Below are 22,098 nucleotides of genomic sequence, written 5' to 3' on the forward strand. Positions count from 1 at the left end.
CTCAGTGCGTCCCTGCGCGGTCTGCATAGGGATCGGGAATTCCAAGGTGAGCCAGGATCTGCGTCTCCAGGGCTTCCATCTCCTCGGCGTCGCTGTCGTTCTCGTGATCGTAGCCGATCAGGTGCAGGAAGCCGTGCACGGCGAGGTGGCTCAAATGGTGGTCGAACGGCTTGTGTTCCTCGTCCGCCTCGCGCCGCATGGTCTCGTAGGCGATCGCGATATCGCCGAGCATGCGCGGCGCATCGCCCGGCTTCCACTCGCCCTCCGGCTGGAGTGCGGGAAACGACAGCACGTTGGTCGGCTTGTCGATGCCGCGCCAGTTGCTGTTGAGGGTGCGGATGCCGGCATCATCGGTCAGCATCACCGCCACTTCCGCGTCGGCGACGTCTTCGTCGACACTCTCGGCGGCGGCCGCAACCGCGCGCTGGATCACGGCTTCGGAATTGGGCTCGCGCTGCCAGCAATCGGCGACGACGAGGACCTCGGTCATGGGAAGGTTCGGATGTGACATTGTCTTTGTTCGGAACGGTGAGGCGCCTTCATCCGCGTCCTCTGGGTCCGGCTGTTGCCTCGTCAGGATTTGCCGGCGGCCGGCCGCTGCGGCGAGCCTTCGTAAGCGGCGACGATTCGCGCCACGAGTTCGTGGCGGATCACGTCCTCGGCTTTGAAATGAACCTGGGCAATGCCCTCGACGCCGCCCAGGAGGCGGGTCGCCTCGGCCAGGCCCGAGGTCTGGCCGTTCGGCAGGTCGATCTGCGAGGGATCGCCGGTCACGATCATGCGGCTGTTCTCGCCGAGGCGCGTCAAAAACATCTTCATCTGCATCGACGTGGTGTTCTGCGCCTCGTCCAGGATGATGGCGGCGTTGGTGAGGGTGCGGCCGCGCATGAAGGCGAGTGGCGCGATCTCGATCTCGCCGGTCTGGAGCGCGCGCTCGACGATGCGCGCATCCATGAGGTCGTAGAGCGCGTCGTAGATCGGGCGGAGATAAGGATCGACCTTCTCGCGGAGATCACCGGGCAGGAAGCCGAGCCGCTCGCCGGCTTCCACCGCCGGCCGCGACAGGATGATCTTGTCGACCTCCTTGCGCTCGAACAGCTGCGCGGCATGTGCGACCGCGAGCCAGGTCTTGCCGGTGCCGGCCGGGCCGATGCCAAACACCAGCTCATGGCGCTTCAGCGCGCGGATATAGGAGTCCTGGGCGGCGGTGCGCGCGCGCACCGGACGCTTGCGCAGATTGATGCTGTCGAAGGTCGCCCCTTTGGCCGATTTGGCGTCGAACTCAAACAGCGAGCCTTGCGCGATGACCGCGCGGATCGCGCCCTCGACCTCGCCCTGGTCCAGATCCTGCCCCTTCACGGCCTGCGCGTAGAGCATCTCCAGCACGCGGCGTGCGGCGTCGCAGCCGTCGCGCGTGCCGCCGATCGTGATGTGGTTGCCCTTGGAATCGACGACGACGCCGAGCCGCCGCTCGATCTGCGCCAGATGCTGGCCGTAGGGGCCGACCAGCGCGGAAGCGGCGCGGTTGTCGTCGAAGTCGATGACGACCTGGGTCTCGGGCGGAACTTGCATGTCGCGGTCAAATTTGCGGCTGGGAGCGAGAGAAGACGAATCCGATGCGCTTTTTGGCAAGGGTTCAGGCTCCGATGGCTGGCGATAAAGCGGGCTCGCGCGCCCCACGCGGCGTCACGAGCTCACCGAGAAAGCTGTAACGTTCGAGGCTGTCGATCCTGACAGGCAGGATGTGTCCGATGATGTCGGGCGAGGCCATCACATGGGCGGGCTGCAGGAATGCGGTGCGGCCGACGATCTGGCCGTCCTTGCGAGCCGGACGCTCGAACAGCACGTCGACCGTTGAGCCAATCGCGGCCTTGTTGAAGGCCGATTGCTGGCTGTCGATCAGTTCCTGGAGCCGCTCCAATCGCTGGTCCATCTCGGCGGGGGACACCGTCTCCTGCATATCCGCGGCCGGCGTTCCCGGCCGGGCGGAGTATTTGAACGAATAAGCCGCAGCGTAGCCGATTTGCGTGACAAGCGCGAGGGTGGCGAGAAAATCTTGCTCGTCCTCGCCGGGGAAACCCACGATAAAATCTGATGAAAAAGCAATGTCTTGGCGCGCGGCGCGGAAACGGTCGATGACCCGCCGATAATCATCGGCGGTATGTTTCCGGTTCATGGCCGCCAGAATGCGGTCCGAACCCGATTGCACCGGCAGGTGCACGAACGGCATCAGGGCACCGAGATCGCGATGGGCGGCAATCAGGCTGTCGTCGACGTCGCGGGGGTGGCTGGTCGAATAGCGCAGCCGTGCGATGCCGGGAATTGTCGCCAGATGCTCGAGCAGCCTGCCGAGCGGCCAGGTTTTTCCGTCCGGTCCCTCGCCATGATAGGCGTTGACGTTCTGTCCGATCAGCGTCAGCTCGCGCACGCCGTTGTCGGCGAGCCGCTTCACATCGTCGACGATCTTGGCGACAGGGCGCGAGACTTCCGAACCGCGCGTGTAGGGCACGACACAGAAGGTGCAGAACTTATCGCAACCTTCCTGCACCGTGACGAAAGCGGAAATGCCGCGCGCCCGGATCGCGTCAGGCCTGGGTTGAGCCAGGAAGCCGAACTTGTCCTGGGCCGGAAACTCGGTCTCGATCGCGCGGCCTTCGTTGCCGGCGCGCTTCAGCAGCTCCGGCAGGTGATGATAGCTCTGCGGTCCGACCACGACATCCACGACAGGCGCGCGGCGCACGATCTCCTCGCCCTCGGCCTGCGCGACGCAGCCCGCGACCGCGATCTGCATGGCTCGCCCGCCGCGCGCAGCCTCGTCCTTGGCGACACGCAATCGGCCCAGCTCCGAATAGACCTTTTCGGACGCCTTCTCGCGGATGTGGCAGGTGTTGAGGATGACGAGGTCGGCGTCTTCAGCGCTGGCCGTCTCCACGAATCCTTCCGGAGCCAGCGTGTCCACCATGCGCTGGGCATCGTAGACGTTCATCTGGCAGCCATATGATTTGATGTGCAGCTTGCGCGGCGGCGTCATGGAACCTGGAATGGAGGTGGAGAACGGCCTTCAAATATAGGTTGGAGGGACGAAAATCCAGCGAATGGAGCCTCTTGAGCCGTCATTCCGGGGCGCGACGCAGTCGCGAACCCGGAATCCGGGAGGTTTTGGGCGAGATTCCGGGTTCACGCCTCCGCGCGTGCTCCGGAATGACCGGGAAGAAGCCCCTCAGCCCGCCAGGACATCCGCGCCGACCCGCCGGACCAACTCCGGCAATTGATGCATGTCGGCAAAGGTCAAGTCAGCGCCGGCCTGACGCAGGGTCTCGGCATGGCCCTCCCCGCAGTGGCTGCCCCCGTAAAAGCCGAACACCGTCATGCCGGCGGCCCGGGCGCCGGCAATTCCGGCCAGGCTGTCCTCGATCACGACACAACGTTCGGGCGGCAGGCCCATTTCGTTCGCCGCGAACAGGAACAGGTCCGGCGCCGGCTTGCCGTTCTTCACCTGCGAGGCCGAGAAGATATTTGGCGCGAGACGTTCGTAGAGGCCGGTGCTTCCCAGGCTGACGCGCATGCGCTGGTGCGAGCCGCTAGAGGCGACGCAGACGGCTTGCGTGACGACATCAAGCACATCGCGAATGCCGCGGATCGCCTCGAGGTCGGCCTCGAACGAGCGGAACAGCTCGTCCTGCAGATCGCCGTGATAGGCCTCGGGCAGCTTGCGGCCAAGCTCGGTCTCGATCTCCAGATTGGCCTGCCGCGTTGAGCGGCCGAGGAAACGTTCGAACACCTGCTCCGAGGTGATCGGATAGCCGTGCCGCGTCAGCACGTCGGCATGGGCGCGACAGGAGATCACCTCGCTGTCCACGAGTACACCGTCGCAATCGAAGATGATGAGGTCTATCGGCACTAAGGCATGATCCGGAAAAGTGTGTAGCGGTTTTCCCGCGCGATAAACGCGAAACGCGTTTGCGCGGAGATCATGCCACTCAAGACGTCGGCTTGTCGTCGTCGAGCGGGACGCAATAGAGCTCGAGCCGGTGATCGACCAGCCGGTAGCCGAGCTTGCGGGCGATTTCCGCCTGCAGCTTCTCGATCTCCTCGGAGGTGAACTCGATCACCTTGCCGTCGCGCAGATTGATGAGGTGATCGTGATGGCTGTCGCGCATCTGCTCGTAGCGCGCGCGGCCCTCGCGGAAATCATGGCGCTCGATGATGCCGGCATCCTCGAACAGCTTGACGGTGCGATACACGGTCGAGATCGAGATCTTGTCGTCGACGGCAACGCAGCGACGGTACAGTTCCTCGACATCGGGATGATCGATCGCCTCCGCGAGCACGCGGGCGATGACCCGGCGCTGCTCGGTCATGCGCATGCCGGTGGCGGCACAGCGCGCCTCGATGCCGGACGCCTTGGACGCGGAAGAAGGTTTCAGTGCGGTCATAGTTTGTCTGCCTGGCGGGGGCGCTTTCTGCCACCAATGTTACGACAAGTCACGTCGCATCAGAAGGGCGTTCAATTGTTCCCCGTTCGGCTGCTTATAGTAGCGTTCGCGGCGCCCGACCACCACGAATCCGGCCCTCTCGTAGAGCCGCCGCGCCGGCTGGTTATTTTCCTCAACTTCGAGAAATATTGTGCGCACGCCGCGCCCCGCGAGGTGGCCGAGATGGGTCATCAGTAGCGTGCGGGAGAGGCCGCGGCCGCGATAGGCCTCGTCCACCGCGATCGAGAGGATTTCCGCTTCATCCGCCCCGATCCGCGACACCGCAAATCCGACGGTCCTGCGGCCGAGGCGCAACCGGTGCACCAGCGTGTTGCGCTCACTGAGCATGCTCTCGAATTCGCCCTCGCCCCAGCCGCGCGCGAAGGAGGCGCCGTGAAGCTGCGCCAGCTGCGCGGCGTCACGCACGGATGCGGGCTCGACGGCGGCGGTGCCGCCGCGCCACCATTCCGACAGCCATCTCATCATGGGGTCGCGGCTTGTGCTGCAAATGGCGGCTGTGCCGCCGGCTTGGCGTCGGGTGCCTTCAGATAGAACGGCCGCGCCGGATTCGTCGTGGGATCGGCGGCAGCGCCGAGCCATGCGACCCAGCCGATATCGGGCGCGGGCTGCGCGTCGACCGCGACCGGCTGCGGGACATCCTTCGGCCAGCGGTCGGCGAGGATGTTTGCTGCATTGCCGACCAGATGCGGCGCGCCGAATTGCGAGGCCGCGATCGCATCGTCGATGGGAGCGACGCTCGGCCGCACCAGCTGGCTGCCGTCGCCGGCGACGATCTGGAAATAGACGTGGTCATGCCGCGCGTCGATTGCAGAGATCACGGGTGCCGATTTGCTCTGGCCGACGATGGCGGCGGCATAGGCCGACAAGGTGGTCAGGCCGATCGCCGGCCGCTCGGCCGCAAGCGCAAGGCCGCGCGCCGCCGAAATGCCGACGCGCAGGCCGGTGAAGCTTCCGGGGCCGATAGTGACCGCGATGCGGTCGAGCGAGGTGAAGGCGAGATTGGCCGATTGCATGACGCGCGCAATCATCGGCATCAGCGCCTCGGCGTGGCCGCGCTTCATCAGAAGCTGCTCCTGCGCAACGAGCTCGGCCGTTTCGGTGTCGAGTACGGCGACGGAGCAGGCGTCGAGCGCGGTATCGATGGCGAGGATCAGCATGGACAAGCGAATGGCGAGTGGTGAATGGCGAACAGTCTAGCGAACCAGTCGCCGATACGCCATTCGTCACGCACGATTTGCAGGCCTCCGATATGACTTACTTCGTAGGGTGGGCAAAGGCGCACTTGCGCCGTGCCCACCACCTTTATCTTATGGCGGAAATGGTGGGCACGCTTCGCTTTGCCCACCCTACGGCACCTACGATGCCGCGCTTACATCGGCCGGACTTCGACCACGTCGGGCACGAAGTGCTTCAGCAGGTTCTGGATGCCGTGCTGGAGGGTCGCGGTCGATGACGGGCAGCCGGAGCAGGCGCCCTTCATGTTGAGATAGACGATGCCGTCCTTGAAGCCGCGGAAGGTGATGTCGCCGCCGTCATTGGCCACCGCCGGCCGCACGCGGGTCTCGATCAGGTCCTTGATCATGTCGACCGTTTCGGCATCGGCCTCGTCGAAGAACTCGTCCTCGTCGTCGAGATCGGCATCGCTGTGCGCTTCGCCTCCGGCGAGCAGCGGCGCGCCGGACATATAGTGCTCCATGATGGCGCCGAGGATCGCGGGCTTGAGCTGCTGCCATTCACCGTTCGCCTTGGTCACGGTGATGAAGTCCGATCCGTAGAACACGCCGGTGACGCCGGGCACCTCGAACAGCTTTTCGGCCAGCGGCGAGCGGGCGGCGGCTTCGCGGCTCGCAAATTCCATCGGGCTGCCGTCGACCACGACGCGGCCCGGAATGAACTTCAGCGTGGCGGGATTGGGGGTGGCTTCGGTTTGAATGAACATGGTTTTCTCCAGACGTCGCCGGTTCAAGGCCGGCGCGTGCTCTATCCACTAGCAGATGGCGACGGAGAACGCACGATCAAGGGGATGTGAGATATTAGTCTATGAATTTCAGAGGGTTGGCTTCGCTTTACCCTCCCCTGGAGGGGGAGGGTCGATCGCGCGCAACGCGAGCGGGGTGGGGTGATCTCTCAACACGGGCAGTGTGCGAGGTGGACAGACCGTCACCCCACCCCGCTATGCATTCCGCTTCGCTGCATGCGTAGCGACCCTCCCCCTCCAGGGGAGGGTAAGAAGAGCAGCAGCCTACGATAGCGAATCCACGCTCTGGTCGCTGAGCGCGCCGGAAATGATGGTCACGGGAATCGGGAAGGTTCCGACCGCGTGGGCCAGCAGCGCGACCAGGGGGCCAGGCCCTTCCGCGCCCGGATTGGCGGCGAGCACCAGCATGGCGATATCAGGGTCCTCGTCGATCACTGCCAGCAGTTGCTCCATCGGCACACCCTCGCGGATCTCCCGCTCCGGCGTGATTGCGGCGATGCCGTTGGCGCGGCCGGCGGCACGGTCGAGCGCGGCCTCCGCCGCTTCCTGCGCTTCGGCGCGCATGATGTCGGCGACCCCCAGCCATTCCTGGCTCTGCTGTTCGGGTTCGATGATGCGCAGCATCACTACGCCGCCGCCGGCGCGGATCGCCCAGCGGCTGGCATAGTAGACCGCGCGATCCCATTCGGCGGTGTCGTCGACGACGACGAGGCATTTGGGCTTGTGACCCGGCTCGAAGCAAAGGCGCTTGCTGGTCATGCATCTCCCGGCATGTGCACGGCCGGCATGCTGCCACACTCCCGCAGGGTTGGGGAGAGGAGATGCGGCCGGCGCACTGCGCCGACCGTCTCTATCGTCGGCGGATGAAGCCGACGATGTCCTTGGAGAGCTTCATCGTCTCGTCGGCGATGGCGCGGGCCCGGTCGGAACCTTCATTCAGGATCGAATCGATATGGCCGGGGTCGGCGACGAGGCGCTTCATCTCGCCGGCGATCGGCGCCAGCTTGGTGACGCACAGCTCCGCCAGCGCGTTCTTGAAGCTGGAGAACTGGCCGCCGCCGAATTCGCGCAGCACGTCCGCCTTGGGGCGGCCGGCGAGCGCGGCGAAGATGCCGACGAGGTTGTCGGCCTCGGGGCGGGCTTCCAGGCCCTTCTCCTCTGACGGCAACGGCTCCGGATCGGTCTTCGCCTTGCGGATCTTCTGCGCGATGGTGTCGGCATCGTCGGTCAGATTGATGCGCGAATTGTCCGACGCATCGGACTTCGACATCTTCTTGGTGCCGTCGCGCAGGCTCATCACCCGCGTCGCGGGGCCCGTGATCAGGGGCTCCGGCAGCGGGAAGAACAGCCCGTCATTGGCCCCGAGGTTGCGGATCGAGTCGCCAAAGTCGTTGTTGAACTTCTGCGCGATGTCGCGCGAGAGCTCGAGATGCTGCTTCTGGTCCTCGCCGACCGGCACATGGGTGGCGCGATAGAGCAGGATGTCGGCCGCCATCAGCACGGGATAGTCGAACAGGCCGACGGAGGCATTCTCGCGGTCCTTGCCGGCCTTTTCCTTGAACTGGGTCATGCGGCCGAGCCAGCCCATGCGCGCGACGCAGTTGAAGATCCAGGCGAGCTCGGCATGGCCGGAGACCTGGCTCTGGTTGAACACGATGTGCTTCTTGGGATCGATGCCGCTCGCGATGAACGCCGCGGTCACCTCGCGGGTGTTGCGCGCGAGCTCGGCCGGCCCGCCCCAGACGTCCACCCCTTGCGTGATCGCGTGCATGTCCACGACGCAATAGATGCAGTTGTGGGTTTCCTGCATCTTCACGAAGTTGACGATGGCGCCGAGGTAATTGCCGAGATGCAGATTGCCCGTCGGCTGGACGCCCGAAAAGACCCGTTCAACGAATGGCATGGTAAGCCTTCCCATAGGTATTCGGCCGTCGTTTCCAACAGCGGCGCTGCCCCGTCAAGGGCAATTCGCAATTGCAGCCCGTTCAGGCGGGCCGCTTCAAGGCGGCAGCCGCCTCGCGCCACGAGGCCGCGCCCAGGATCTGCAGCAGCAGGCCATAGACCGCGATGCCGGCCCCGATCTGCAGGCCCAGCACGACGAAGCGGATGAAGCCATGCGCGTCTGAAGGCACAAGGCCCGTGGTCAGCCAGAGCAGGGCGCCCATGGCGGCTGCGGCGAGCACGATCCGCGGCAGCCGGTTGCGGGCAGCAGTGTCGACCGAGAATCCGAACTCCCTGGTGCCCTTCCGAAGCAGCGAGAGCGCGCCGCTCCAGGCGCCGGCCGCGATGCTCGCCGCGATCCCGCTGGCGCCAAAGAAATGGTCGAGCAGCACGGCAAGCACGACCGCGACCGCAATGCCTATGGCGGTGGCCCTGAGCGGCGTCATCGTGTCGCTGCGGGCATAGAAGGCCGGCGACAGCGCCTTGATCAGCACATGGGCCGGCAGACCCAGTGCCAGCCACATCAGCGCGTGCGCGGTCGCCATGCTGTCCCCGGCGCCGAAAGCGCCATGCTCGAACAACAGCCGCACGATCGGCTCGGCCAGCACGATCAGGCCGAGCGTGGCGGGGAGTGCCAGCCCGGTCGCAAGCTCCAGCGCGCGCGATTGTGCATGCGCCACCGCATCACGGTCACCGCCGCTCACGGCGCGCGTCAGTTCCGGCACCAGCACGGTGCCCATGGCGACGCCGACAATGCCGAGCGGCAGCTCGATCAGGCGGTTGGCGAAATAGAGCCAGGACACCGCGGACGGCGTCGCCGATGCGATGATCGCGCCCGCGACCATCAGCCATTGCGGTCCCGAGCTTGCGATCATGCCGGGGATCGCCTTGGCGAAGAAGCTGCGCATCTCCTTGTCGAAACTGACGCGCAGAGGCGTGGCAAGGCGCGCACTGCGCTGCGACAGCAGCATCAGGAGTTGCAGCAAGCCGGCGATGCCAACGGTGGCCGCCAGCAGCCACGCGGCGAAGCCGGCGTCGGCGTGCCAGACCAGGAGCAAAGCGATCGCGGCGATCAGCGCGATGTTGAACAGCAGCGGCGAGAACGCGGTGAGCGCAAATCGCCCTTGCGCATTCAGCAGGCCCATCAGCACGGTGACGGGACCGGCGAAGGCGAGATAAGGCAGCATCAGCCGCGCGTTCTGGACCGCGAGATCGAGCGTGCCGGTACCGAGAAAGCCGGGCGCGATGACCGTCATGATCAGCGGCATCAGCAGGGCAATCACGAGCGAGATCGCAATCAGCGCCGCACTGACCGTGCCGAGCACGCGTCCGGCGAACGCCGCCGCAGCCGCCGGGCCGTCGCGGTCACGGATGCGCAGCCAGGCCGGGACCAGCGCCGCGTTCAGCGCGCCTTCGCTGAGCAGGCGGCGCACCACATTGACCAGCTGGAAGGCAGCCAGGAATGCGTCCGCCACGGCGCCGGTGCCAAGCAGCGCCGCGATCAGGGAATCGCGGGCAAAGCCCAGCAGCCGCGAGGCCAGTGTTCCCGTCGAGACGGTCAGGAAGGAGCGGATCATCGGCTCTTTATCATACCGTTGCTTGCTCGCGCAGGCCCGGTCGTGATAGGCCGCGAGCCAGATTTCAGGCCGACAGGAAGCGGATTTCCGCAGGGTTCGCAATCCGCCAAACAGGATCAAGGTGAATGGCTGACGTGAAATATGACGTTCTCGGCATCGGCAACGCGCTGTTCGACGTGCTGGTCAGGACCGACGAGGCCTTTTTGGGCAAGCATGGCATGACCAAGGGCAGCATGTCCCTGATCGACGAGGCGCGGGCGGCCGCCATCTACAAGGACATGGGGCCGGCCACGGAAGTCTCGGGGGGATCTGCCGCCAACACCATCGTCGGCATCGGCAGCTTGGGGGCACGTGCCGCCTATGTCGGCAAGGTCAAGGATGACCAGATCGGCAAGCTCTATGTCCATGACATCCGCGCTGCCGGCGTCGCCTTCAACACGCCCGCCGCGCAGGACGGCCCCGCCACCGGCTGTTCCTACATCCTGGTCACCGGTGACGGCGAGCGCACCATGAACACCTATCTCGGCGCCGCCCAGGATCTTTCGCCCGCCGACATCGATCCGGCGGAGATCGCCGGCGCCGGCATCGTCTATCTCGAGGGTTATCTCTGGGACCCCAAGAACGCCAAGGACGCCTTCGTCAAGGCGGCCAAGATCGCCCATGATGCCAAGCGCAAGGTGGCGCTGACGCTGTCGGATTCCTTCTGCGTCGATCGCTATCGCGACGAGTTTCTCGCGCTGATGCGCAACGGCACCGTCGACATCGTCTTTGCCAACGAATCCGAGCTGCATTCGCTCTACATGACCTCGGATTTCGACACCGCCCTGAAGCAGCTGCGCAACGACGTCAGTCTCGGCGTGGTCACCCGCAGCGAGAAGGGCTGCGTCGTGGTGACGCCGACCGACGCCGTCGCAGCCCCGGCCTCGCCGGTCACGAAACTGGTGGACACCACCGGCGCCGGCGATCTCTTCGCAGCGGGCTTCCTCTACGGCCTTTCACGTAACCTCGCGCACAAGCAGTGCGGCGAGCTCGGCGCGCTCGCGGCCGCCGAAGTGATCCAGCACATCGGCGCACGTCCGCTTGTGTCGCTGAGGGAGCTGGCCCAGCAGCGCGGGCTGACGGTTTAGAAAAGTCGCGCACCAGCCTCGCTGTCATCGTCCGGCTCGACCGGGCGATCCAGTATTCCAGAGGCGGTTGTGATTGAATCGAGAAGCTGCAGTGTACTGGATTCCCCGCCTCCGCGGGGAATGACAGCGATTGCGTGGCAAAGTGTTCAGTCCTCACGCTGTCTTCGCCGCTTTCAGTCCCAGCCGCTCCTCAACGGCATCGCGCATCACGAATTTCTGGATCTTGCCCGTGACCGTCATCGGGAATTCATCGACGAACTCGACGTACCGCGGGATCTTGTTGTGGGCGATCTGGCCGTCGCAGAAGGCGCGGACCTCCTCGGCCGTCAGCGTCTCGCCCGGCCTGACGCGGATCCAGGCGCAGAGCTCCTCGCCGTAGCGGGTGTCGGCGACGCCAAAGATCTGCACGTCCTGGATCTTGGGGTGACGGTATAAAAACTCCTCGATCTCGCGCGGGTAAAGGTTCTCGCCGCCGCGGATCACCATGTCCTTGATGCGGCCGACGATGTTGCAATAGCCGGCGGCATCGATGGTGGCGAGGTCGCCGGTGTGCATCCAGCCATTGGCGTCGAGCACGTCGGACGTTTTTTCCTTCTCCTCCCAATAGCCCAGCATGACGCTGTAGCCGCGGGTGCAGAGCTCGCCGCGTTCGCCCCGCTTGACGATTTTGCCTTCGAGATCGACGACCTTGACCTCGACGTGTGGATGAATGCGCCCCACCGTGGAGACGCGCCGTTCGAGCGGATCGTCAGTCGCGCTCTGGAAGCTCACCGGGCTGGTCTCGGTCATGCCATAGGCGATGGTGACCTCGCGCATGTTCATCTCGGTGTTGACGCGCTTCATCACCTCGATCGGGCAGGGCGCGCCGGCCATGATGCCGGTGCGCAGTGATTTCAAATTGAAATTCTTGAATTCGGGGTGATCGAGCTCCGCGATGAACATGGTCGGCACGCCATACAGCGCGGTGCATTTCTCCTGCTCGACCGCGCGCAGCGTCGCGAGCGGATCAAAGCCCTCGCCCGGGTAGACCATGGTGGTGCCGAGCGTGACCGAGGCAAGGTTGCCCATCACCATGCCGAAGCAATGATAGAGCGGCACCGGAATGCAGATGCGATCCTGCTCCGTCAGCCGCATCGCGCGTCCCGTGAAATAGCCGTTGTTGAGGATATTGTGGTGGGTCAGCGTGACGCCCTTTGGCGATCCCGTGGTGCCGCTGGTGAACTGGATGTTGACGGGGTCGTCGAACTGGAGCGCAGCACCGAGCGCGGCAAGTTTTTCGCGATGCTCCGCTCGGCCCATGCGCGCGACCTCCTCGAACGCGACAGTGCCTGAGGCCGCCGGGCCGCCGATCTGGATCACCATCCGCAAGGCCGGCAATCGCGCCGCCTGCAGCTGTCCGGGCTTTGCGCCCGCCAGCTCCGGCAACAGCGTGTTGAGCATGTCCATGTAGTTGCTGGTCTTGAACGCGGTTGCCGTGACGATTGCAGCGCAGCCGACCTTCTTCAGGGCGAATTCGAGCTCGCTGAGGCGGTAGGCCGGATTGATCGTCACAAGGATCAGGCCGGCTTTGGCGGCGGCGAATTGGGTCAGCGTCCATTCCGGCCGGTTCAGCGACCAGATGCCGATCCGCTCCCCGCGTTCGAGCCCGAGCGCGAGAAAGCCGGCGGCGAGCGCATCGACCCGCTCGGCGAATTCTCTCCAGGTCCATCTGACGCCGTGGCTGGGCGAGACCAGCGCCTCGCGATCGCCCCAGCGCCGCACGGCGCGGTCGAGGCTGCGGCCAATGGTGTCGCCGAGCAGCGGCGTGTCCGAGATGCCGCAAACGTAGCTGTCGGCTTTATGTGCCAGATCGTCCGCCAAGTTCGTCTCCTCAAAGCTGGTGCCTCGTGCCTGAAGCCGATGGCCTTGGGCACGAGGTTATCGATTGCGGCGAAGGCGCGCGACGCCGCGCACCTCATACTAAGTGGCTAGGCCGCCTTCTGCCCGCTCCCCGCATCGAGCCCGGCGTACACCCCGCGCTCGAAGCCCGCGAATGTCTCCAGGCACTTTCCATCCGCGAACGGCAGCAGCTGCATCAGGATCACCCCGGTGACGTCACGCGCCGGGTCGATCCAGTAATAAGTGTTGGCAAGGCCCGCCCAGGCGAGGCTGCCGGCGCTGCGGCCTTCAGCCGTCTTGGCGGTGTTGATCATGAAGCTGAGGCCCCACTTCTTGACCTGCTCCGGATAGAGATCGACGTCGTTGGTGTACATGGGCGCCGCCGTCGTCATCTTGGTCATGTTGAGATCGCCCATCTGGTTCTGGCTCATCATGGCGATCGTATCGGCCTTCAGCACCTGGTTGCCGTTGCCGCTCCCCTTGTTCAGGATCATCTGGGTGAATTTGATGTAGTCGGCTGCGGTCGAATAGAGGCCGCCGCCACCCATGTGGAATTCCGGATTCTGCTCGAGCTCGAACGGGATCGATGCGAGCTGCCCGTCCTCGCCGCGCGCGTGCATGCCGACGAGGCGCTTGCGCATGCTGTCGGTGATCTTGAACGCCGTGTCGCTCATGCCGAGCGGCGCGAAAAGATTGTCGCGCAGGTAGGCGTCCAGCCGCTTGCCGCTGACGGCTTCCACGGCCTTGCCGACGAAATCGATGTTGGTGCCGTATTCCCAGCGCGTGCCGGGATCGGTCATGACAGGCGTCTTCAGCGCCGCGTTCTGGCAGGTGGTGATCGCGGGAATGCCGTTCTTGTCGAGATAGACCGCCAGATCGCCGTTCCACATGTTGTAGCAGAAGCCGGCGGTGTGGGTCATCAGCTGGCGCAGCGTGATCGGCCCCTTGGCCGGCCGTAGCTTCGCCTCGCCCTTGGCATCGAAGCCCTCGAGCACTTGCGGATTGGCGAGATCGGGCAGCACGTCGCCGATCGGCGCGTCCAGCGACAGTTTGCCCTGCTCGACCAGCTGCATCGCGCCCGCCGATGTCACCGCCTTCGTCATCGAGGCGATCCAGAACACGCTGTCCGCTGTCATCGCGTCGGGCTTGGACAGGTCGCGCTTGCCGAACGAGCCCTGATACAGCACGTCGTTACCGCTGGCGGCGATGGCGACGACGCCGGGGATCTCCTTGGCGTCGCTCTTCTGACGCAGAATCTCGTCGATCTCAGCTCTGCTTTGCATGGCGTTTCCTCGAGTTTGATTATTGTTGGCAGTAATCGATTGTCCTCCCGCACGCTCCGCGCGGCAAGCGCGTCCAGATGCCCGCTTCGGTCGCGATGTCGTGACTTGACGGTCCGTGCCCCACGCAGGACGACAAGCAGGCCGAACGGCAACACTCCGTCACAATCTGCGGTGGATGACCGCATCTCGCCGTGACCGTGAATGGGCGCTGGCGATATGATTCCTGTGTTTGAAGCACTTGAAACATTTTGTGCGTTGCGGCGTTCAGCACTCGGCCAATCGACGGCCGACGTTAAGACTTGATGCAAATTTGGCGGTCGCCGAGCGGCCGCGAGGGGGGACCTCAGATGATTTCGACCTGGAGCGAATGGAAGCGCTATCCCCGTCCCGGACGGGGCGAGAACCTGGAGGCGCCGATCTCGCCTGGGATCTACGAGGTGCGGATCGCCGGGACCGGCGCGCTCTATTCCTTCGGTGCAGTCGACAATCTGGCGCAGGCGCTGGCGCTGCTGCCGGTGGGCTCGAAGAACTGGTTTGGCCGCCGCAACCCGTCCGACGTTCCCGATCTCGAATACCGTACCTGCGCAACCTCGTCGAAGGCCGACGCCAAGGCCGCAGCCGAACGCATGATCGGTCGCCGCGAGACCTATATGAGCGGCGCGGCCTAAGGCCGCTGCCGGTTTAGCTCCCATCAGATGTGCGTTGTGGGACGGTGCATTGCGCGCTGCTTGTCCCTATATTCCGGCCGATCCGATCGCCCCGAAATGATCGTTCGAGGAGTAACGCCATGACCCCGCCCGCTGCCGCACGCGCCACGCAAGCCACCGCCACCCTGCGCGACCGGTTGAAAGACCCCTCGCTCCTGAAGGAGGCCTGCTACATCGACGGCACCTGGGTCGGCACGCCGCTCTTTGCCGTCAACAATCCCGCGACCGGTGTCGAGCTTGCAAAAGTGCCGCAGCTCGGTGCCGACGATACCACCAAGGCGGTCGAGGCCGCTCAGCGTGCCTTTCCGGCCTGGGCCAAGCACACCGCCAAGCAGCGCTCCAACATCCTGCGCAAATGGTTCGAGCTGATCATCGCCAACCGCGAGGATCTCGCGCTGATCCTGACCTCTGAGCAGGGCAAGCCGCTCTCGGAAGCGCTCGGCGAGGTCGATATCGGCGCGGCCTATATCGAGTTCTTCGCGGAGGAAGCCCGCCGCGTCTACGGCGAGACCATTCCGACGCAGCGGCCCGACGCGCGGCTGCTCGCGATCAAGCAGCCGATCGGCGTCTGCGGCGCGATCACGCCATGGAATTTCCCGAACTCGATGATCACCCGCAAGGTCTCCCCGGCGCTCGCCGCCGGTTGCACCGTGGTGCTCAAGCCCGCCAACGAGACGCCGCTGTCGGCCCTGGCGCTCGCCGTGCTTGCCGAGAAGGCCGGAATCCCCAAGGGCGTGCTCAACATCATCACCGGTGACGCGCCGCCGATCGGCAAGGTGCTGTGCGAGCATCCGGCAGTGCGCTTCGTCGGCTTCACCGGCTCGACCGCCGTCGGCAAGATCCTCTACCAGCAGGCCTCCGTCGGCGTGAAGCGGCTTGGCCTCGAGCTCGGCGGCAATGCGCCCTTCGTGGTGTTCGACGACGCCGATATCGACGCTGCGGTCGAAGGCGCCATCGTCTCGAAATATCGCAACATGGGTCAGACCTGCGTCTGCGCCAACCGCCTCTACGCCCAGGACAAGATCTACGACGAGTTCGTGCAGAAGCTGTCGAAGAAGGTCGCCGCGATGAAGATCGGTGACGGCACCGAGAGCGGCGTCACGCAGGGCCCGCTGATCAACCTGAAGGCGGTCGACAAGGTCGAGCGCCACATTGCTGATGCGGTGAAGCGCGGCGCCAAGGTCGTGACCGGCGGCAAGCGCAGCGAGCTCGGCCGCTCGTTCTTCGAACCCACCGTGCTGGCCGACGTCAAGTCGGACTCGCTGGTGTCGCAGGAGGAAACCTTCGGCCCGCTCGCGCCGGTGATCCGCTTCAAGGACGAAGCCGACGTGGTCGCGATGTGCAACGCCTCGCCGTTTGGCCTGGCGTCGTACTTCTACTCCCGCGATCTCGGCCGCGTCTGGCGCGTCGCCGAAGCGCTGGAGTCCGGCATGGTCGGCGTCAACACCGGTCTCATCACCACGGAAGTCGCACCCTTCGGCGGCGTCAAGGAAAGCGGCCTGGGGCGCGAGGGCTCACGTCACGGCATGGAAGAATATGTCGAGATCAAATACGTGATGATGGCTGGGATCTGACCGGCAATCGAGGCTCCCGCGCCGGCGATTTGGACTCGCCGGCGCGAAGGCATCAGCGGCACACGTAGGCGCCGTTCACATAGACGCGGACGCATGCTGCGCCGGCGGCTGCCGCACCCACAGCCGCGCCACCGACGACCGCGCGCCGCGTGGTTCGGCGTGCAACGCCGGCAACGCTCGCTGGGGTGGCCGGTCGGCCGACCCTGGCTTCGGCGCTTGAAACGCCGAACACGATGCCGGCGTCGTTTGACCATTCGGTTGAGCCGAAAATTCCGCAGCCCAGAACGGCTGCAAAAAGTAGCGTTCGCTTGATGCCGACCAGCCTCATGGCAACCTCCCTCGTTGTTGTATCAAGCCGAGGTGATCAGCTTCCTTTTATCGTTGGCTCCCGGTTTGATCTGGATCAATGGAGTCGAGATCGCAGCCCAGATGGGGCCAAAGCGCCGCCCTAAGGACGAGCTCCACTTAAATCCGAATTCTCTGCTCGTCGGACGGTTCCCGATCTGCGCTACGCTTGTCCGGGACGACAGCGAAGTGTGAATGACGGTCGACGTAGGAGGCGGGGCGTGCGGCAGTATCGCGCCTAGATCTTCAGCTCCGTGCCCGTCACCCGCCGATACGCCTCCAGATAGCGCTTGCTGGTCGCGTCCACCACGCTTGCCGGCAATGGCGGCGGCGGGGCGTCGCCGTTCCAGCGGCCGGCACGGCGCTCGACGTCGAGATAGTCGCGTAGGGGCTGCTTGTCGAAGCTCGCCTGCGGCTGGCCGGGCTTGTAGGCATCGACCGCCCAGAAGCGCGAGGAATCCGGCGTCATGACTTCGTCGATCAGGATGATGCGGCCGTCCTTGTCCTGGCCGAATTCGAACTTGGTGTCGGCGATGATGATGCCCTGCTCGCGCGCCAGCTCCTCGCCGAGCGTGTAGATCGCGCGCGTCATGCTCTCCAGCGTGTAGGCGACCTCGTCGCCGACGACCTCGCGCATTTTCGCAATCGTGATGTTCTCGTCGTGGCCGGTCTCGGCCTTGGTCGCCGGGCTGAAGATCGAAGGCTCGAGCTTCTCGCTCTCGACGAGGCCGGCCTTCAGCTTCTCGCCCGCGAGCGTGCCGCTGGCGGCGTACTCCTTCCAGGCCGAGCCTGAGATATAGCCGCGGATCACGCACTCGATCGGGAATACGGTGGTGCGCTTGCACAGCATGGCGCGGCCAAGGATCTCGGCGCGGTGCGGTTTCAGCGCCGGCACGGCCGCGATGATCTCGTCGGTATCGGCGCTGATCATATGATGCGGCACCACGCCTTCCAGCTTGCCGAACCAGAACGCGCTGATCTGCGTCAGCACCGCGCCCTTCATCGGGATGGTCTCGCCCATCACCACGTCAAAGGCGCTGATGCGGTCGGTGGTGACGAGCAGCAGGCGGTCGTCGTCGACGGCGTAGATATCGCGCACCTTGCCGCGTCCGATCTTGGTCAGGGGCAGGTCGCTGGAGAGCATGGTGGTCATCGGCAAAGCTTTCGCGGACTTGGCTTTCAGGCAGGATATCCGGCCGCACTGGACAGCACGGCCGGCAACCGGGTTAGCCTATTCCGGCAGCGGAATGAACTCATGTTCCTGCGGAACTGCCGCGAAACGGCCGGTTTTCCAGTCCTGCTTGGCCTGCTCGATCCGCTCCTTGCTGGAGGACACGAAATTCCACCAGACGTGGCGCGGCCCCTCCAGCGCATCGCCGCCGAGAAACATCATCCGGGTCGCTTTCAGCGCCTTCACGGTGATGCGGTCGCCCGGGCGGAAGATCAGCAGTCGCGGCGCCTCGTAACGCTCGTTTGCGATCTCGACCTCGCCGTCGACGATATAGATCGCGCGCTCCTCATGATCGGGATCGAGCGGCACGCTCGCGCCGGCGGCGGCCGTGACCTCGGTGTAGAACCAGGGCGACACCATCGCCACAGGCGACGTGATGCCGAACGACGTGCCTGCGATCACCCGCGCGGTGAAATCGCGCTCGGAGATCATCGGCAAATCGCCGGCGCCGTAATGCTGGAACGACGGCGCGATCTCTTCCGATCCCGCCGGCAGCGCGATCCAGCTTTGCAGGCCCAGCATTTTCTGGCCCGAGGCGCGCTGCGCTTCGGGCGTGCGCTCGGAATGCGCGATGCCGCGCCCGGCCGTCATCAGGTTCATCGCGCCGGGCGCGATCTCCTGGACGTTGCCCTCGCTGTCGCGATGCATGATCGCGCCATCGAACAGATAGGTGACGGTGGCAAGTCCGATATGCGGATGCGGCCGCACGTCCATGCCCTTGCCGGAGACGAACTGGACGGGGCCGAAATGGTCGAAGAAGATGAAGGGCCCGACCATCTGCCGCTTGCCATGCGGCAGCGCACGCCGCACCGCGAACCCGTCGCCGAGATCGCGCGTGCGCGGCACGATGACGAGATCGAGCGCATCGCAGGACATGGGATCGCCGAGCACGGGATCGTTCGAGGGTTGCCAGCTCATGGTGGATTCCTTCCGTATTAAGCGAGCGCGATCGTAGCAGGATTTGACGTCGCCGTCGCGACAAAGGCCGGGGGCCGTCGCCGGGGGCAATAGCTCCACATACTCCGCTGTCATGCTCCGCGAAAGCGGTGCATCCAGCCGTAGGGTGAGCAAAGGCGCGCTAGCGCCGTGCCCACCATCTTTCTCTGATCGAGAAGAAGCGGTGGGCACGCTTCGCTTTGCCCACCCTACGATCTGTGAAACCGGGCGCTGACTGTTTGTGAGTAAGGATGGTCCTTGAAAAAATAACGCCAACGAACGATGTTCGGCTGGTTCCGACCACTCCCGTTCGCCCCAGCCGATGACCCTTGCCGCAACCGAGCTCGCCTTCCGCGCTGCCAGCGTTGCGCTGCTACTGATGCTGGCGGCGTCGCTGTTGCACGACTTTCGCAACGTGCTGGCAGCCCGCCTCGGCGCCGCCTTCGCGCTCAGCTCGGCCGCGCATGCGGTGAGCTATTCGGTGGATGTCACCTCGCCGATCGCGCTCTGGCATGCACCGCTGATCGCGTTGTCGACTGGCACCATCGTGGTGTTCTGGCTGTTCACACGCTCCCTGTTCGACGACGAGTTTCACCTGCGCTGGTGGCACGGATGGGTCTGGGCGCTGGTGACGGCCTTCAGCTTCGCAGGCTGCGTCTGGATTGCGCCCAACGGCCATGTGCGCTTCTCGGTGACGGTGGTCAATCTGATCGTGCTCGGTTTCATCGCCCTTGCAGTCGGGCAGATGATCGCCTCCTGGCCGGTTGACCTGGTCGAGCGCCGCCGCAGCGCTCGTGTCTTCGTCGTCTGTGCAATCGCGCTTTATGGCGGGCTGAACGCGGTGCTCCAGATCGCCGTCGTCGGCCACCACGTCGGCGATGTCGCCGAAACCATCAATGCCGGCGTGCTCGCCTGCACCGTCGCGGCGATCGTCTATACCATGATGCGCATCGATGGAGCGGATCTGTTTCCGGCCGCGGTGGCGCCCGCCCCGCCGGTTGTTTTCAGTCAGCCTGCGGCCGATGATTCCGCCGATCAAAAACTCATCGACGCCCTGATGCGGCTGATGGCGGACGAGCGGATCTATCGTCAGGAGAACATCACCATCGGCGTGCTGGCGGGTCGGCTGAAAATTCCGGAATACCGGCTGCGCCGGCTGATCAACCAGCGGCTCGGTTATCGCAACTTCAATGTGTTCCTGAACAATCACCGGATCGAGGAGGCCAAGGCGGCGCTTGCCGATCCCGCCCAGGCCGAGGTCCCCGTCATCACCATCGCGATGGATGCCGGCTTCCAGTCGCTCGGCCCGTTCAATCGCGCTTTCAAGGCGGTGACTGGGGTGACGCCGACGGAATATCGGCGGCTGAAGGTGAATGCGGCCTAGATTTTTAGACCTTTGAAATCACGTAAGAATTCCGAAATCGACTAGCCTCGATCAGTTTCGACGAGGTCATTTTTCAAATCCGGCGAGCGCGTATCGCCAGCCTCCGGCCTGCTCTCCCGCACTCGCCCCAAAGCCGGAGAAAGTCCGTGACCCGCCGCCGCAAGATCATTCTCCTCACCACCACCATCGCCTGCGCCGGCCTCGCGCTCGGCGCCGCACGCGCCCGCGACGCGCCGAAGGTTGCGACCGGCTTCATCGCCCACACGCTCTGCTCGGAGATATTCGTCTCCGGCCTCGATCTCATGCGCGACCTCGCCGAGACCACCGACGCGATGCCGGGCGCGGGTCTGCTCACCTGGGCGATGGATCTTCGGGTCGATCGCACGCGCAAGGATGTCACGGTGTCCCTGTTCGGAATCGGCCGCAGCCATGCCGTCTATCGCGAGGGACTTGGTTGTACGCTCGAGCACGGGCAGGGGACCGCCGATGTCGCGTTGCCGCCTGACGACAGGCAGCCCGCGCTGCTCCCCGAGATCGCCGGCCCGGGGATCGTGCCGCCGCAGAGTGACGGCCTGGCAGCCGCGCTCGACCGCGCCTTCGCCGAGCCCGCGCAGCCGCCCTATCGTCGCACCCGCGCGATCGTCGTGATGAAGGCCGGCCGCATCATTGCCGAGCGCTATGCCGACGGCATCGGGCCGGAGACGCAACTGCTCGGTTTCTCCATGACGAAGTCGGTGATGTCAGCGCTGACAGGCATTCTGCTGCGCCAGGGCAAGTTGAAGCTCGACGGTCCCGCGCCCATCGCCGCCTGGCAAAATCCGGATGATCCGCGTCATCCCATCACCGTCGATCAATTGCTGCGTCACACCGCAGGCATTGCGCTCGGAAGCTCGCTGGAGGCCTCGCTCGGCGCCGCGCTGGAACCGGTCAACACCATGAAATACGCCGAAGACGATATGGCCAGCTTTGCCGAGCGCGCGCCGCTTGCGACCGCGCCGGGCACGGCGTGGAATTATCACGACGGCAACTTTCTCGTCCTCGCGCATCTGCTGCGGGATGCCGCTGGCGGCAAGCCCGCTGATGCGCTCCGCTTCGCACGCCGCGAATTGTTCGCGCCACTCGGCATGGTCAACGTCACGCTTCAGCTCGACGCTTCAGGCACGATCGAGGGCTCCGGTGAAATGCTGGCCTCTGCGCGCGACTGGGCACGCTTCGGCCAGCTCTATCTCAACGACGGCGTAGCCGGGGGCAAGCGTATCCTGCCCGAGGGCTGGGTGACCTATTCGGCCACGGCCACGCCAAATGCCTGGGTCGGCATCGGCGCCGGCTTCTGGACCAACCAGGGCGGCAGCATTGGTGCAAAGTTTCGCATCGCGCACGGCTGGCCGCGCGATGCCTTCTTCGCCAAGGGCACGATCGGGCAGTACGCGATCATGATCCCGTCGGAGAAGTTGGTGATCGTGAGGCTCGGTCGCTCACCGAACGGGCCGCTGGGGGCCGATGGCGTGTTCGATCTGGTGCGGGATGTGGTGGCCGCGACGCGCGAGAAGGGGAAGCTGGCGGGGGTGAATTGAAAGTAGAGCTTGGCGCTACTTCCCCTCTCTCCTTGTGGGAGAGGGTGGCTCGCCGCGTAGCGGCGAG

At 65.0% G+C, this 22,098-nt stretch carries 21 protein-coding genes; 5 read left to right on the forward strand and 16 right to left on the reverse strand.

Going from position 1 to position 22,098, the window contains the following annotated elements; translation table 11 throughout:
* Position 1 precedes the first annotated feature (1 nt).
* From ybeY to murJ, 11 genes are all read right to left on the reverse strand, one after another.
* Positions 2-490, reverse strand: a complete 489-nt coding sequence (ybeY, locus tag BM190_RS01165) for an rRNA maturation RNase YbeY (RefSeq protein WP_244550561.1) — start codon at positions 488-490, stop codon at positions 2-4.
* 83 nt (positions 491-573) lie between these two features.
* Positions 574-1,572, reverse strand: a complete 999-nt coding sequence (locus BM190_RS01170; RefSeq protein ID WP_018319427.1) for a PhoH family protein — start codon at positions 1,570-1,572, stop codon at positions 574-576.
* A 64-nt stretch (positions 1,573-1,636) separates the two neighbouring features.
* On the reverse strand, positions 1,637-3,031 hold the full coding sequence (gene miaB / locus BM190_RS01175; RefSeq protein WP_092251491.1) for a tRNA (N6-isopentenyl adenosine(37)-C2)-methylthiotransferase MiaB: 1,395 nt from the start codon (positions 3,029-3,031) through the stop codon (positions 1,637-1,639).
* 189 nt (positions 3,032-3,220) lie between these two features.
* Positions 3,221-3,901, reverse strand: a complete 681-nt coding sequence (locus tag BM190_RS01180; protein ID WP_092251493.1) for an HAD family hydrolase — start codon at positions 3,899-3,901, stop codon at positions 3,221-3,223.
* 79 nt (positions 3,902-3,980) lie between these two features.
* A complete protein-coding gene (locus BM190_RS01185) occupies positions 3,981-4,436 on the reverse strand; it encodes a Fur family transcriptional regulator (protein ID WP_018319430.1) in 456 nt (151 codons plus the stop codon).
* 39 nt (positions 4,437-4,475) lie between these two features.
* The gene (gene rimI, locus BM190_RS01190) at positions 4,476-4,961 is read right to left on the reverse strand and encodes a ribosomal protein S18-alanine N-acetyltransferase (RefSeq protein ID WP_018319431.1); all 486 of its coding nucleotides are present in this window, start codon (positions 4,959-4,961) and stop codon (positions 4,476-4,478) included.
* On the reverse strand, positions 4,958-5,653 hold the full coding sequence (tsaB, locus tag BM190_RS01195; RefSeq protein WP_092251495.1) for a tRNA (adenosine(37)-N6)-threonylcarbamoyltransferase complex dimerization subunit type 1 TsaB: 696 nt from the start codon (positions 5,651-5,653) through the stop codon (positions 4,958-4,960). The genes rimI and tsaB overlap by 4 nt, the downstream gene beginning before the upstream one ends.
* Positions 5,654-5,865: 212 nt before the next feature.
* Positions 5,866-6,435: a NifU family protein gene (locus BM190_RS01200; protein WP_018319433.1), complete on the reverse strand. Its 570-nt coding sequence runs from the start codon at positions 6,433-6,435 to the stop codon at positions 5,866-5,868.
* A gap of 303 nt (positions 6,436-6,738) precedes the next feature.
* Entirely contained in the window at positions 6,739-7,233 is a 495-nt protein-coding gene (locus BM190_RS01205) for a universal stress protein (RefSeq protein WP_177236845.1), read from the reverse strand.
* 91 nt (positions 7,234-7,324) lie between these two features.
* Positions 7,325-8,377: a tryptophan--tRNA ligase gene (gene trpS / locus BM190_RS01210; protein WP_028139524.1), complete on the reverse strand. Its 1,053-nt coding sequence runs from the start codon at positions 8,375-8,377 to the stop codon at positions 7,325-7,327.
* Positions 8,378-8,459: 82 nt separating this feature from the next.
* Positions 8,460-9,992, reverse strand: a complete 1,533-nt coding sequence (murJ, locus tag BM190_RS01215; protein WP_092251923.1) for a murein biosynthesis integral membrane protein MurJ — start codon at positions 9,990-9,992, stop codon at positions 8,460-8,462.
* Positions 9,993-10,117: 125 nt separating this feature from the next.
* Here murJ and BM190_RS01220 point away from each other — a divergent pair, with 125 nt between their 5' ends.
* Positions 10,118-11,119, forward strand: coding sequence for an adenosine kinase (locus BM190_RS01220; RefSeq protein WP_092251499.1), 1,002 nt, complete (start codon positions 10,118-10,120; stop codon positions 11,117-11,119).
* Between the two features lie 153 nt (positions 11,120-11,272).
* Here BM190_RS01220 and BM190_RS01225 read toward each other — a convergent pair whose 3' ends face one another.
* On the reverse strand, positions 11,273-12,967 hold the full coding sequence (locus BM190_RS01225) for an AMP-binding protein (protein WP_092251924.1): 1,695 nt from the start codon (positions 12,965-12,967) through the stop codon (positions 11,273-11,275).
* 119 nt (positions 12,968-13,086) lie between these two features.
* Positions 13,087-14,280, reverse strand: coding sequence for a serine hydrolase domain-containing protein (locus BM190_RS01230; RefSeq protein ID WP_092251501.1), 1,194 nt, complete (start codon positions 14,278-14,280; stop codon positions 13,087-13,089).
* A gap of 347 nt (positions 14,281-14,627) precedes the next feature.
* Between BM190_RS01230 and BM190_RS01235 the strand changes: the two genes are divergently transcribed.
* Together BM190_RS01235 and BM190_RS01240 are read left to right on the forward strand one after the other, a co-directional pair.
* On the forward strand, positions 14,628-14,948 hold the full coding sequence (locus BM190_RS01235) for a hypothetical protein (RefSeq protein WP_018319440.1): 321 nt from the start codon (positions 14,628-14,630) through the stop codon (positions 14,946-14,948).
* Between the two features lie 119 nt (positions 14,949-15,067).
* Entirely contained in the window at positions 15,068-16,561 is a 1,494-nt protein-coding gene (locus BM190_RS01240; protein ID WP_092251503.1) for an NAD-dependent succinate-semialdehyde dehydrogenase, read from the forward strand.
* 52 nt (positions 16,562-16,613) lie between these two features.
* Here the strand turns inward: BM190_RS01240 and BM190_RS01245 are convergent, their stop codons facing one another.
* From BM190_RS01245 to BM190_RS01260, 3 genes are all read right to left on the reverse strand, one after another.
* On the reverse strand, positions 16,614-16,889 hold the full coding sequence (locus BM190_RS01245; protein ID WP_092251505.1) for a hypothetical protein: 276 nt from the start codon (positions 16,887-16,889) through the stop codon (positions 16,614-16,616).
* Positions 16,890-17,144: 255 nt separating this feature from the next.
* Positions 17,145-18,059, reverse strand: a complete 915-nt coding sequence (locus tag BM190_RS01255) for a phosphoribosylaminoimidazolesuccinocarboxamide synthase (protein WP_092251509.1) — start codon at positions 18,057-18,059, stop codon at positions 17,145-17,147.
* Between the two features lie 78 nt (positions 18,060-18,137).
* Positions 18,138-19,055: a pirin family protein gene (locus tag BM190_RS01260; protein ID WP_018319445.1), complete on the reverse strand. Its 918-nt coding sequence runs from the start codon at positions 19,053-19,055 to the stop codon at positions 18,138-18,140.
* 340 nt (positions 19,056-19,395) lie between these two features.
* Between BM190_RS01260 and BM190_RS01265 the strand changes: the two genes are divergently transcribed.
* Together BM190_RS01265 and BM190_RS01270 are read left to right on the forward strand one after the other, a co-directional pair.
* On the forward strand, positions 19,396-20,457 hold the full coding sequence (locus tag BM190_RS01265; RefSeq protein ID WP_092251511.1) for a helix-turn-helix domain-containing protein: 1,062 nt from the start codon (positions 19,396-19,398) through the stop codon (positions 20,455-20,457).
* A gap of 146 nt (positions 20,458-20,603) precedes the next feature.
* Positions 20,604-22,031, forward strand: a complete 1,428-nt coding sequence (locus tag BM190_RS01270; protein WP_092251512.1) for a serine hydrolase domain-containing protein — start codon at positions 20,604-20,606, stop codon at positions 22,029-22,031.
* Positions 22,032-22,098: the final 67 nt, after the last annotated feature.

Source organism: Bradyrhizobium sp. Rc3b (assembly GCF_900114915.1).
In the GTDB taxonomy this organism is placed as follows: domain Bacteria; phylum Pseudomonadota; class Alphaproteobacteria; order Rhizobiales; family Xanthobacteraceae; genus Bradyrhizobium.